This is a genomic window from Mycobacterium sp. NGS33 (genome assembly GCF_059812885.1).
Window position 1 is genome coordinate 147,267 of sequence record NZ_JCALDN010000002.1, and the last position, 12,980, is coordinate 160,246.

General features: G+C 66.7%; 12 protein-coding genes. 4 read left to right on the forward strand and 8 right to left on the reverse strand.

Annotated elements, in window-relative coordinates; translation table 11 throughout:
* Window positions 1–9 precede the first annotated feature (9 nt).
* From AC5Y5B_RS04780 to AC5Y5B_RS04810, 7 genes are read right to left on the reverse strand one after another with little or no spacing between them, the layout of a single operon-like run.
* A complete protein-coding gene (locus tag AC5Y5B_RS04780) occupies window positions 10–1,842 on the reverse strand; it encodes a glycosyltransferase (protein ID WP_112631915.1) in 1,833 nt (610 codons plus the stop codon).
* Window positions 1,843–1,868: 26 nt separating this feature from the next.
* Window positions 1,869–2,402 (reverse strand): LbetaH domain-containing protein, encoded by a 534-nt coding sequence (locus AC5Y5B_RS04785; RefSeq protein WP_240631678.1) that lies wholly within the window; start codon window positions 2,400–2,402, stop codon window positions 1,869–1,871.
* A gap of 17 nt (window positions 2,403–2,419) precedes the next feature.
* Window positions 2,420–3,883 (reverse strand): flippase, encoded by a 1,464-nt coding sequence (locus tag AC5Y5B_RS04790; RefSeq protein ID WP_112631917.1) that lies wholly within the window; start codon window positions 3,881–3,883, stop codon window positions 2,420–2,422.
* Window positions 3,884–3,894: 11 nt separating this feature from the next.
* On the reverse strand, window positions 3,895–5,478 hold the full coding sequence (locus AC5Y5B_RS04795; RefSeq protein ID WP_112631918.1) for a sugar transferase: 1,584 nt from the start codon (window positions 5,476–5,478) through the stop codon (window positions 3,895–3,897).
* Complete coding sequence (locus AC5Y5B_RS04800) at window positions 5,463–6,035, reverse strand: dTDP-4-dehydrorhamnose 3,5-epimerase family protein (RefSeq protein WP_112631919.1); 573 nt, start codon at window positions 6,033–6,035, stop codon at window positions 5,463–5,465. The genes AC5Y5B_RS04795 and AC5Y5B_RS04800 overlap by 16 nt, the downstream gene beginning before the upstream one ends.
* A 55-nt stretch (window positions 6,036–6,090) precedes the next feature.
* Window positions 6,091–7,317 (reverse strand): PPE family protein, encoded by a 1,227-nt coding sequence (locus tag AC5Y5B_RS04805; protein ID WP_112631920.1) that lies wholly within the window; start codon window positions 7,315–7,317, stop codon window positions 6,091–6,093.
* Window position 7,318: 1 nt separating this feature from the next.
* On the reverse strand, window positions 7,319–7,465 hold the full coding sequence (locus AC5Y5B_RS04810) for a hypothetical protein (RefSeq protein WP_165821747.1): 147 nt from the start codon (window positions 7,463–7,465) through the stop codon (window positions 7,319–7,321).
* A gap of 364 nt (window positions 7,466–7,829) precedes the next feature.
* Here AC5Y5B_RS04810 and AC5Y5B_RS04815 point away from each other — a divergent pair, with 364 nt between their 5' ends.
* The 4 genes from AC5Y5B_RS04815 to AC5Y5B_RS04830 all read left to right on the forward strand — a co-directional run bounded on the left by AC5Y5B_RS04815 (window position 7,830) and on the right by AC5Y5B_RS04830 (window position 12,534).
* Complete coding sequence (locus AC5Y5B_RS04815; protein WP_112631921.1) at window positions 7,830–8,507, forward strand: TetR family transcriptional regulator; 678 nt, start codon at window positions 7,830–7,832, stop codon at window positions 8,505–8,507.
* A 122-nt stretch (window positions 8,508–8,629) separates the two neighbouring features.
* The gene (locus AC5Y5B_RS04820) at window positions 8,630–9,340 is read left to right on the forward strand and encodes a TetR family transcriptional regulator (RefSeq protein WP_112631922.1); all 711 of its coding nucleotides are present in this window, start codon (window positions 8,630–8,632) and stop codon (window positions 9,338–9,340) included.
* A 115-nt stretch (window positions 9,341–9,455) separates the two neighbouring features.
* Window positions 9,456–11,468 carry a hypothetical protein gene (locus AC5Y5B_RS04825; RefSeq protein ID WP_112631923.1) on the forward strand — a complete coding sequence of 671 codons (2,013 nt, stop codon included), beginning with the start codon at window positions 9,456–9,458 and terminating at the stop codon, window positions 11,466–11,468.
* A gap of 13 nt (window positions 11,469–11,481) precedes the next feature.
* A complete protein-coding gene (locus AC5Y5B_RS04830; protein WP_112631924.1) occupies window positions 11,482–12,534 on the forward strand; it encodes a polysaccharide deacetylase family protein in 1,053 nt (350 codons plus the stop codon).
* Window positions 12,535–12,538: 4 nt separating this feature from the next.
* Here the strand turns inward: AC5Y5B_RS04830 and AC5Y5B_RS04835 are convergent, their stop codons facing one another.
* On the reverse strand, window positions 12,539–12,901 hold the full coding sequence (locus AC5Y5B_RS04835; protein WP_051445841.1) for a PAS domain S-box protein: 363 nt from the start codon (window positions 12,899–12,901) through the stop codon (window positions 12,539–12,541).
* Window positions 12,902–12,980 lie beyond the last annotated feature (79 nt).

Here is a 12,980-nt window from a genome sequence, read left to right on the forward strand (position 1 = left end):
GAGGAGAGTTCACAGCACCGCCTCGATGGCGTCGAGGTAGGCATCCGTCATCGCCTCCACCGTGTAGTGCTTACGCATGCGCTCGTAGCCGCGCCGTCCGATCGACGGCAGCGCGCCGGGGTCGGCCAGGATGCGGGCCAGCTGTTCTTGCCAGCCCACCACCGAGACGGGCTCGACCACGAATCCCGCCGTGCCGAAATCCAGCATTTCCGGAACGGCGCAAATCGCGGATGCCGCAACGGGTACCGCCCGGGCCATCGCTTCGAGGATCACCACCGGAAACGCCTCGGAGCGGCTGGGAACGCAAAGCAGGTCCGCATCGGCCAGCGCGGGCCCCGGGCCCGCCGACCAGCCGCGCCACCGCACTCGATCACCCAACCCGGCGGGGGTGAGGGCCTGCAGCCTCTCCCGGTCGGGGCCGTCACCGAAAATCGATAATCTCCACGGCATCGCGGCGAGACCGTTCAGCGCCTCGATCAGCATGTGGGGGTTCTTGTGCTCGACGATGCGCGACAGCATCACCACATGCAACGGTTCGCCGGCAGTTCGGCGCCGAGGGGCCGGCTCGCCGAGGTCGACGACGCCGTTGGGTGCGACGAATCGCCTCCCGGACAGGCGGTGCTGCGCGGCGAGCATGTCCCAATGTCGTTGCGCCAGCACGATAAAACCATCTGCGCGGCGCATCGCGGCGGTCAGCGGCCGTGAGTAGATGGGCCTGTCCTCGGCGGGCGGCACATGGGGAGCGGCCAACCAGCGCCGGTCTCGGCTCGCCGCCCGCCACAAGCTACCGAATCCCACCTCGGTGTTGGTGTCGCCGGTGATGACCACCGCCGGGCCCGCCGGGATGTCGACGATCGGCGCCCACCACGGCTGGCGCACCACCCGCACCGTGTCCGGAATCTCGGAGATCAGGGGGCCCAGGCGTTGCACGCAGGCGATGGTGACCGGATAGCCGCGGCGGTCCAATTCCGTTGCCAACAAGGTCTTTTGCCGCTCGGCTCCGCCGTAGACCAGGCGGTTGGTGGTGATCACGATCGCCGGCAGGCCGGTGCGCCTGCGTGCGCTGCGGTTCGGGCGCAACCGGTCCAACGCGGCGGCGCCGGCCAGATACACGTCAGCATGGTGCACACCGTGCTGGTGTTCGAGCAGCAGCGCGGCGTTGGCGCGCACCAAGTCGCGATGGCGGCGGCGCTCGGAGTCGCTGACGGTCGCACGATCTATCACCGCACGATCGACGCCGGGCTCGTCGGCCGAAAGGACACGCCAGCCCCCTGCGCGGGCGCGGGCCTGCCAGTCGGCCACCTCGCCGTAGCGGTAGAACTCCTCGTCCAAGCCGCCCAGGGCGTTCCACGCGGCGCGGTTGATCGCCAGGCAGGCCGGCCGCCGGGTGATGATGCGCCGCGTCACCCGATCGGGTGTGCGGCCGTCGCGCGCCGGCGGCGAAACCGCGGCCACGTCAGGCCGGGCAAGCAACTCCCGGGTCCGGGTCAGCGGCCCGAGCACCCGCGCATTGGCGTTGAGCAGCAACAGGTTTGCGTCGCCCGGCGCTTGTTCGGCCAGCGCGTTGAAGGCCGCGCCGAAGGCGAGGTTCGGCGGTCCGAACACCCAGCGCACCGCGGGGTACCGGGCGCGCAGTCGGTCGCGGTCCTGATGCCTCCCGCTGTTCTCCGACACGTAGACCTCCAGCTCGGGCAGATGCTCGCCGAGACTAGCGAGGCACGCCTCGAGCAGCCGGGGCTCGCGGTGGTTCACGATCAGCACCGCGAGCGATCGGTTCGCCGGCAAGGCGGGCAGGCCGCCCGCCGGACGCTTCAGGTATGCCCGATCCGTTGCGCGGCTCATGAGATCGGCCGCTTCGCGCGTTTCACCTAATCCTCGATCACAGTGCGGGAGCGGCGGTCGTTGACGATGCGGGCCGGATAACCGGCAACATCGACATCGTCGGGCACCGATTTGGTGATGACCGCCCCGGGCCGGATCATCACGCGGTTGCCGACGTCGGCGCCCAGCACCATCGCCATCGGCGAGATGAACACGTCGTCGCCGATGGACGGGTAGTGGCCGGGGCGCCCTTCTCCTATCGTCACTCCGTGGTGTATTCGGCAATTCGCGCCGACGCGGGCCTTGTAGTGCACGACCACCAGACCGGCATGAGCGATCGACAGACCGGGACCAAAGACGTTGCGCGGGATGTCGAAACCGAGTCGTTCCCCCAACAACTTGGTGCGCAGCCGAAGGTATGCGGCGACGGCGTGCCCCACCGGCGTCCGGGCGGTATTGGTCCAATATTCCGATTTGCGCAACAGGCGCTGAAAGTGGGCAGGGCGCTCCAAGATCCGATGACGAAGTCGCCAACGCTGCAGGTCATACGCCGTCAGGTCCGCCGCCAGATACGCGCGCAAATCAGCCCGGCTCCTAATCACGGACGAACCTGCTGCCGACGCAACGAGGCCAGGTTGGAGAATGAGACCGGGCCGACCGCCGCGCTGGTGGCCAAGTAAACGGCCGCCGCCACCGCCAGCGTCACAATGACGTGATGGCCCGAAAGCAGCAGCGTCACTGCGACACTCGCTGCCGTCGGGACCAGCAGCCGCAGTACGAACGTCACCGGCGTACGGTAACCGCACCGGCGGCGCAGCCACCAACTGGAAACCGCCATGTTGAAAAACTCCGTACACACCAATGCGATACCGGGTCCGACCGCACCGTACCGTCCCGCCAGAGCGAGATTGAGCGTGACATTGAGCCCCAAGGTGCCAACCGTCAACCACAGCAAGACCTGCTGGTAATGGCTGGCGACCAGGCCTTGGCCAAGGGTACCCCCGACGAATCGCAGGGCCGCGGCGACGAACAATAACGCCAGCGTCGGCGTTCCGCGCTCGACGAACGCCTGGTCTCCGAAGAACTCGATCAACGGACCGGCCAGCAGCGCGCCGACGACGGCGACCGGGACCGCGACGAAATACATCAGTTCGACACTGCGACGCAGAAAGCCGGCGAAGGTGGCGACGTCGCGAGAAAACAGCTCGGTGGCCGTTGACAGTGTCGACTTGAGGAACACCAGCGACACGACGATGGTGTTAAAGGCGATGGTGAAGGCCAACCCGTAGACGCCCACCTCGGAGTGGCTACTCATCAGCGAGAGGATCACCCCGTCGGCACGGCAGTACAGGAATCCGACCACCAAAAATGCGGTGAGGGGCAGACTTTCGCGTAGCAGGTCGGCGGCCTCGCGCAGGGCGAAGATCGGACGCACAGAGATATGCCGCGTCGCCGCCGTGCCCTGAACCAGGAGCTGGATGGCAGGCGGAATGAGCTGGGCGACGGCGAACCAGATGACATTCGACCGCGCCGCCACTAGGAATGCCACCAGCGCCAGCGTGGCCGACCGGCCGACGACGTCGGAGATGGCCACCGCCGAGAAGCGGACGGTGGCAAGAAACACCGGCTCGAACCGCGTCACCATGGTCTGCATCAGCAGCGCCCCGCAGAGCACGACGAGCATCACCCGCACCTCGGGGTCGTGATAGATGAGCAACCCGGAGACGGCGGCCAGCAGTGCCAGCGGGACGCAATAGATCAGGGCCAGGCCGCTGTTGATGCGCACCAGGCGCTCCAGGTCGCCGCGCCCGGAGGTCACCCGGCGCACGATCACCGTGGCGATGCCCAGATCGGCCAGGCTGGTCCACATGGCGATGAACAGGACCGCGATGGAGAGTTGGCCGTAGCGCCCCGGTCCCAGATAACGAGCGGTCATGGCCACCGACACCACCGACGCCAGCATGCCCAGGGCGCGGCAGATCAGCTGGATCGAGAACGCGTGAGCCATCCGCGTGAGCGGCACCGACGGCACCACTGCATCGGCTGCCGTCGGCTCGGTCATGGCTCGCGAGCCTAGTAGGCTCCGTGGCTCGTGAGTACCGCTTTCACGGTCTTGGCGATAATCACCAGATCACCTGACATTGACCAGTTGTCGACGTAGGACTGATCCAGCCGCACCGACTCTTCCCAGGAAAGGTCCGAACGGCCGCTCACTTGCCACAGCCCGCTGACTCCGGGCTTGACCAGCAACCGGCGTTTCACGTCGTTTTCGTAGTTGTCGACCTCGCGGCGCAACGGGGGCCGCGGCCCGACGACGCTCATGTCTCCCTTGAGGACGTTGATGAATTGGGGCAGCTCGTCGATGCTGTACCGGCGAAGAATCTTGCCGACGGGGGTGACCCGGGGGTCGTCGCGCATCTTGAACAGCATGCCGCCGGCGCCCTCGTTGAGCGACAGCAGTTGCTCGAGCTGGGTGTCCGCGCCGTCGATCATGGTGCGGAACTTGAGCATCGTGAAGGGCTTTCCGTCGACGCCGATGCGTTCCGACGGGTAGAAGACGGGGCCCTTGCTGGTCAGCTTGATGGCGATCGCAGCCGCGATGAGAAGCGGTGTGGTGGCGACCAGCGCCGCCAGCGAGAACAAGAAGTCGAAGGCCTGCTTCTGAAAGCGGTGCGCACCTTCGTATTGCGGCTTCTCGACATGCAGCAGGGGCAGCCCCGCGGTGAGGCGCAGCGTCAAGCGCGCCGCGGTCACGTCCATGACGCCGGGGGAGACGACCAGGTCGACGTCCATCGTCTCGAGCTGCCACATCAGCTCGCGGATTCCGTGCATCCCAAAGTGATCCGTCTGGGTCAGCGCCACGGTGTCCGCGCCGCAGCTGACGATCGCGGTCGCCGCATGGGTCTGGTCGCCCAGGATCGGGATTTCGCGGCCCCCGATCGTCAGTGTGTTGCCGCGGCCCGGACCGTATCCGGGGATGCAGACGCCGACCACGACGCAGCCGGCCAGCGGATTGCGGGCCAGTTCGTGCGCAAGGTGGGTCACCGCCTGGCGGTCTCCGATCACCAAAACCCGCGTCTGGCAATGGCCTTCGGCGCGTTTGCGGTTGACGTGCTTGCGCCACCCGCTGCGGCTTCCCAGCAACGCCAGCGTCCCGACGGGGAGCGCGATGGCCAGATAACCGCGGGCCAGATCGACCTTCGCGAGCAGCGTGACCATCGCGATGATTCCGAATGTCCAGAAGGATGCCGTGCCGATCCGCCGGTACTCCTCGATCCCGGACCCGATGATCCGGCTCGAGCGCGTCTGGAAGACCGCGAGGGCCGACAGCCACAGCGCCGCGAAGAGGAAGGAGAACAGCGTCATCATCGGGTCCGAGTAACCCGAGGTGTTCGCGATCTCCCCGAACCGAACGTACTGAGCGAGCAGCACCGACGCGCAGACGATCACCGAGTCGCTGATTCGCAGGTACTGCGAATATTGATCCTGCCAGCGCCGTAACGTGCCGCCACCGGCCGAGGGCGCCGGGCGCGCGGTTACCGGAGAACCGTTGGTGTCGCCGCGATGCAGCGCGGTCGTGCCGGCGGCCCAGGACTTCAGCGGTCGCCGGCTAGGCATGATGTCCACTGGGTTGCGAATCATTACCGACTGATGCATGTCGCCACCTGCTCCACTGGAACCAATCTGGGTTTGCGTGCGGGCCAGCTCGCGTCCTGCTCGGAGATGACCGTGACCGGAATCGGCCAGGAGATGCCGAATTCGGGGTCGTCCCAACGGATCCCCTGCTCCTCGGTCATCGCGTGGTCCCCGCTGACCTGGTAGCTGACTTCGGTGTCGTCGACCTGGGTCTGAAATCCGTGCGCCACGTACGGCGGCAGGTACAGCGTCCGGTGGTCGTCGGCGCTCAATTCGACCATCACGTGGTCGCCGTAGGTCAGCGAATCGGGACGGACGTCGACCGCAACGGCGGCGATGGCTCCGCGGGTGCAGCGGACGAGCTTGGCCTCGGCGTGTGGCGGCACCTGGCGGTACAGGCCACGCACGGTGCCGCGGGTGTAGTTGAAGACGATATTCGTCTGTGTGACATCGAAATTCAGCCCGTGGTTCGTGAAGTCCCTGGCGCAGAACGTCCGTGAGGAGAACCCGCGATGGTCACGGTGGAGTTCGAAATCGATGATCGTCACCCCGGCGACCTTGGTGGGCGTGTATTTCACTTACCGCTCCTTCTCCTGTACCGGGCCCGGGAAACCTTTGCGCTCATGCGTTGGCTTACGCGTATCCGGCAGCCGGCGGGCGAGTCATCACGGTCGGGATCACGCCGTATCGGGGGCCGAGCGACTTGCCCGACGCGGCGGCCAGGCGCGGCAGCGAGCCCATGACGCTGGGGGGCACGTTCGCACCGGCAAGGTTGATAGCGGGCAGCGCGGACACGGCGCTGTTGGCGGCCGGGATCACGCTCGTCCAGCTCGCCGGCACGGCTAGCGGCCCGAGGGAGGCGGCGCTGCCGAGGCTGCCGAAGACACCCGAGCCGATCGATCCGAGCGAGCCGAGCGCGCCCGCGCCGGAGCTGGCCGCGCTGGCGGCCCCCGACGCGGCGGCCATGGCCCCGCTGCTGGCGGCATTCGCCAGGCCCTGTGCGGTTTGGGCCATGCCGAGGATCGAGGACATGCCGTACAGCGGGGTCGCCGCCGCCGAGAAAGCGCTGGGAATGGCCCCGGGGATACCCGACGCGAGGCCCGTCATGATCGATGAGTCGGCCGCCGTGCTCCCGGCGGTCCCGGCGGCCCCGCCAATGTCACCGCCGACGTCGCCGCTGGTCTCGCTCAGGAGGGAGACGCTGGATTTCATCGGCGACGAAAGCTGGTGCAGCGTGGTGGGAACCTTGGACACCACCTGGGCGAGGTTCGCCTGCTCGGTTTGCGCGGTGACCCGCCCGACCGTCGCGGCCTGATCGGCCATCCCGCTCTCGTTGGTCACCTGTGGCGCCGGGTTGAACTGCGTCACCGAGCACGCGGCCGCCGAGCCCGCGGCGTACTCGTACATGGCCGCGGCGTCCTGCGCCCACATTTCGCCGTACTCGGCCTCGGTGGCCGCGATCGCCGCCGCGTTCTGGCCGAAGAAGTTGGTCGCGACCAGCATCGCGAGCTGCGCCCGGTTGGCGGCGACGGCCGGTGGCGGGACGGTCATGGCGAACGCCGCTTCGTAGACCTCCACGGCGAGCCGGGCCTGGCCGGCCGATTCCGCTGCCCGCGCGGCGGCCCCGGCCGTCCAGGCCATGTAGGGCGCGAACGCGGAAGCCATCGCCAGCGACGACGGGCCCATCCAGCGTTGGGTGGTCAGGCCCGCGATCACCGTGCGGTAGCAACTCGACGCGGCATGCAGTTCGGCGGCCAGGCCGTCCCAGGCCACCGCGGCGGCGATCAGCGACAGCGGGCCGGGACCCGTGTACATCCGTGTGGAGTTGATCTCAGGCGGCAGCGCTCCGAAGTCGATCATGTCAGGCCGTGACTGTCAGCCTGGCGGACGTGGCGCCGGCGGTGTAGGAGGTGGTGTCGGCCGTGGATGCGTCAACAATCCGCAGGTCAGCCATGGTCTGCCGGTCGTGTGAGGCCTGTGACCAGCGGTTCGCCGTGACGAACGACATGTGCTTCCCCTTATGCGGTGCAGACGGCCCAGACGATGTTTTGCGTGATTGCAAACTGACTATCTAACAATAGCGTACAAAACATACTAATAGTTTGACAATACCCTACGGTCGGGACCTCAAGTATTTGCGCGGGCGTCAACCCGGACAGCCGTATGACTGCTAACCTCTGGAGTGGGCTAGAAATCTTTGAGCGACGCGGGAGCGTGTTCGCCCCAACCCCCGAAGAAACCGAGGTAGTGGTGCCCTGCATGAGCAAGGCGTTTGTCGACGTGGCGGCGGGCGACCCGGCCCGCGGCGTCAGCCTCGGCACGAGCACCGGTGTCAGAACCCCCACCGAGTGGGAACCCAACTCCCGACTGCGATGACCACCCACTCGACCGACGGACGAGCGGATGCGACCCGGCAACAGATCCTGCGGGCCGCATCGCACCAGTTCGCCCGGCGCCCGTACCACGACGTCGGCCTCGACGACATCCTCGCCGAGGCCGAGCTGACCAAGGGCGCGATGTACTTCCATTTCAAGTCGAAGCACGCGTTGGCGGTCGCGATCATCGACCATCAGACGGCGGATGGCGCCGTAGCCGTCCAGGACCTCCTGACGCGGGGCCTCTCGGGCCTCGAGACGCTGATCGACTTCTCCTATCTGATCGCGATCAAGGACATGAAGACGGACGCGGTCAGGTCGGGGCTGAATCTGATGGAGTCGATCGGTCTGTCGGGCGGGCCCCAGGAGAAGTTGTTCGATCGGTGGATCAAAGCCCTGGCCACGGTCGCCGAGCAGGCCAAGGCCGAGGGCGACATCAATGACGAGTGCGACCCGCAGGACGTCGGCCGCCTGATGGTTTCGCTGCACATGGGGCTGCGCAAAACAAGCAACCTCGACGACCCCGAGCGGTTCCTGCGCGACCTGGAGAAGTGCTGGTCTTTGCTGCTGACCGGGATCCTGCAAGCGGACCGGATCGAATACTTCCGCCAATTCCTCAGGCGGCGTGCGGCGCTCGCCATCAACACCAGTTCAGCGGATGCCGACGAGCAGTAACGTCGCGGGCAGCTTGCAGGGGCCGATCGCTGTAATGACTGATACTGTGGGCCGTCTTGCGGGCAATGTGGAACCAGATGAGCGTCCTGCGCATGCGATGAGACCCCGGAGGTGCGTGCACCGTGGCGCGCCAAGTTCGCTCTGAAGCCACTCGCCGCAAGATCCTGGACTCCGCGATCGAAGTGTTCAGCGATGTCGGATACGCCGCCGCCGGATGGAGCACCATCATCGAGCGGACCGGAATGACCAAGGGCGCCCTCTATCACCATTTCGATTCGAAAGAATCGTTGGCCTCGAACATCATCGAGGAAGGCTCCGACACCCTTCTCAGCGCTTTCCGCAATGTCTGCGGATCGTCCTCGCCCGGGCTGGAGAACTTGCTGCACGGCACGTTCACGATCGTCGAGGTGTTGAGCGCGGACAAAATGGCGCGCGCGGCCGCGCAATTGGCCACAGCGCTAAGCGGATTCAACGCCGCGGCCTCGCGCTTCTACGCCAACTTGGTGCTGGATACGGCGCAAGAGGCCCGGCGGGCGATCAATGAGGGAGACCTCCGCAACGACATCGATCCCGACGTGCTGAGCGCCTCGGTCATCGGCAACATCTTCGGGGCTCGGTTGGTAGCCAACGCGATATCCAGCCACGACAGGATCGGCGACATCGTCGGCGACCCCACCGCACGTCTGCATCAGATATGGAACCTGCTCCTCCCGGGTGTTGTCTCAGAAGCGTCGCTGCCCTACTTCCAGCAATTCCTCCGGCGCGAAGAAATGCGCCATGTCGCCGCCAGGGCATCGCGCGAGGACGCCACGACGGAATCGGAAACCGAATAGGGCCCGCCGATAGCGGGTGCCGAGGCGACGCAAGACCTCGAAGAGGCGTTGCGAGATGCCTTTTCGCGGTCGCCGCGACGGCGATTCCGTTATTGGGGTAGAAGCGCTTTGAACAATGCATACTGTTCCGGTGATGTACCGGAAATCTCTCCGCCGAATAATCGCACTGGCCGGTGTCTTCGGATTCGTGTTGATGAGTGCTCCGGCTTCGTGGGCTGCGCCGGCCGACCCGGCCCCATCGACGGACTCGACGACCACCACCTTGTCGCTGCTCGACGTCGGGTCCGCCGCGGCGCTGGAGTTCTGGGGACTGACGAGCAGCCAGCAGCTGACCGTGCCGGTGCTGCATGGCTTGACGCCGGCGGCTCTGAATACGACGGTCGAACTGCCGATCAATCTGCGGTCGGGGATGATCACCGTGACACAGGGGGACCGCACCCTTGCGAGGCTGAACCTGCCCACCGCCGATCAGACACCGATCGCCATCCCGTTGGCCGGGGCGGAAGTCAACGACAATTGGCTGACCGTCACCGTGCACGCATACCTGGTTCCGGTCGACGGATACTGCCTGTACCAGGAGAGCCCCCTGCGTCTGACCAACGGAACGGTCACCTACACGGGGACCGAACTGCCGCCCACCACGGTGGCCCATTTCCTGCCGCCGGTGCTTCGGAAGCTGAGCATCTATCTGCCGCAGTCGCCGTCGACGGCCGAGTCCGACACGGCAATTCAACTCGCCGCCTCCGCCGCCGCGCACTACGGCAAGCAAGCCCCCGACATCACGGTGATCCCGTTGCAGGAAGGGCAGAACTCGCCGCCAACGCCGCCGCAATCGCTGGAGCGCCAGATCGTCGTCAAAGAAGGCCCGGACAACGGGCTTTCGCTGCAAGGCTCCTCCGGCGTGCCGTGGCTGCTGATGTCGGGCCCGCTGAACCGCACCGACGATTCGGACACGGCCGCGTTGTTCAGCGACGTGTCGGAGCTGGCCCTGTCGTCGAAGGCCGCGCTAGACTCGCCGAAGCCCAAAGTGCAACTACCCGGCAATACGACCTCGCTGCGCGAGCTCGGACAGCCCTTCGCCAACTCGACCTCGCTGCAACCGCGAGTGTCGATCGGGGTGGACCAGACCAGGTTTGGCCGATCCATCCACTCGGTGCGGGTGCATCTGCAGGGGTCGTACACCCCGACGTCGAACAACGGCGTTGGTCAGATCGCGGTGACGATCGGGCCGGAGACCATCGACCACTGGCCCACCGACGGCCACGGCACCATCGACCGCTGGCTCGACGTGCCGGACCGGTTGCTGCAGCGCTACACCAACCTCGAGCTGGTACTCGACGTGGCGAGCAACGTCGGACACTGCGGCGACTTCTACACCGCCGGACCGGGGAATCAGCTGCTGACCCTGAACATCAACGGCGACAGCACGGTTGAGAGCAGCCCCGCCGCGCCACCGATGCCAGACGGGTTCCAATCGATGCCGCAAACCCTGATGCCCCGCGTTCAGGTCGGCATCGCCGAGCACTCGTTCATCGACACCGTGCGCGCGCTCGACATCATGGTGGGCCTGCAGCGAATCAGTTCGGTCCCGATCGACACCACCGTCACCGGGGTCAAGCAGGCGATCGACTCCTCCGATCCCGCACTGCTGATTTCCGCCGACGGATGGAACCAGTCCGACGTGACGCTCCCGGTGGCCGCCGGACCCAGCGGGCCGATCACCGTCAGCGCCGTCGGCGCCGGTGACAAGCCCGCCAAGCTGACGTTGGACCCGGTGCTGCGATTCGCTTCTCTCCAAACGGTTTTCAACCATGGACGGTCGCTGCTGGTCGCGACGTCCAACGGAGCGCCCGGGCAGCTTGACGAGCTGATCAGGTGGCTCAAAAGCGACAACAACAAACACTGGCAGCGGCTCAAAGGCGTTGCCGTGGTGTCGGTTCCCGGGCAAGACCCGGTGACCGTCGACCACCCGCCGTTGGCCGCGGGTGCGGCCAATGGCGGGGGATCGGCGGGTCATTCCAACCTCGACTGGCTGTACTGGTTCGGCGCGGGCTGGGTCGCCGTGGCCATCGTCGGCGCAGGGGTGATCCTGTGGCGGGTCAGGCGCGAATCATGGCGGCGCCGATAGCGTTTGACCCTTGATGGCGCGAATCGCGGGCGTCGGGATGCGTCCGGCCATCAAGAACATCGCGGCCGCGGTGCTGTGTGCCGCCGGTGTTCCGGCGCTCGCACGGCGACGACACCGCGACGTGCTCGCCATCGTGATGTTTCACGGTGTCGAAGACGAGCCGCCGTCGCCGCCCTGCTGGCATGTCGGCGACATGGCGATGTACCGCCGCCAATTGGAGTACCTGCGTGAGCACTTCAACGTGCTCGCGCTCGAGGAAGCGCTGGCCGCGCTTGCCGCCGGGACGTTGCCGCCACGCGCGGTGGCGATCACCTTCGACGACGGCACCCGCAACCTCGCGACACACGCGATGCCGGTGCTGCGCGAGCTGGACCTGCCCGCGGCGGTGTTCCTGGCGACGGGCCCGATCGGCACCGGTGAAACCCTGTGGCCCGACCGGCTTTGGCTGGCGATCGCCCACACCACCGCGGCCGAAGTCGACTTGGCCGCACTGGGATTGGGGACGCGCTCGCTCGACGGTGACGCCCGGCGTGGCCGCGTCTACGCGACGGCCGTCGAGGCGCTGAAAAACATCGCCGACACCGACCGCGTCGCCGCGCTGGACCAGCTCTTGGCCGCACTCGGATATCGGGACGACGCTGACGCCGGCCCCTTCCGGATGCTCACGTGGGAGCACGTGCGGGACATGGTTCGTGACCCGCTGGTGACGCTGTATCCGCACACCGTGACCCACCCCATCCTGGCCCGGTGCGACGACGACAAGATCGAGCGGGAGATCGCCGATTCCTGCGCGGCGCTCGAGCGTGAAACCGGCGCCAGGCCAATCGTTTTCGCCTATCCGAATGGCCGGCTGCAGGATTTCGACGCCCGGGCCAAGGACGTCTTGCGCCGCCGCGGGGTGCGCTGGGCCTTGTCCACCACACCGGGATTGGCCGATCGCCGATGCGACCCGCTGGCGTTGCCGCGGCTGGCCGTGGGCGGCAACGCCACGTTCGACTACTTCCGACTCACGGTCTGCGGCGCCCTGCCGCGGCGGCGCACCGCGGCCGGCGCGCGCCGCCGATAGGGGCCTAGCGCGCTTCTTCCCAGAGCTGTTCGGTCAGGTCCTGAAACGCCGCCAGGGCGAACTGATCGTCCACCCGCCGCACGGCGGACTTGCTCATCATCGCGCGCACGACCGAGCCGTCCTTGTGCGCCAGTTCGACGACCATGTTCGCCAGCGCGTGAACCGTCGCCAACAGCGAGTCCGAGGCGGGGGCCTGATGGAAGATCTGTTCGAATCGCAGCGACAACGTCTCTTCCGGCTCGTAGCCCATCATGTCGGCAAATGCGGTGTTGGCGAACAAGATACTGCCGTCGTCTCCGATGGCCAGCACCGGAACCGGGATCCGCTCCAGCACAACCAGTGCGGGCAGCTCCTTCAAGGTCGTCATCGGCGATTGGCTCTTTTGCCTGTTCTGGCGTCGTTCCACACCGAAGATTATGGTCTATGCCAGAAGTTATGTTGGACAC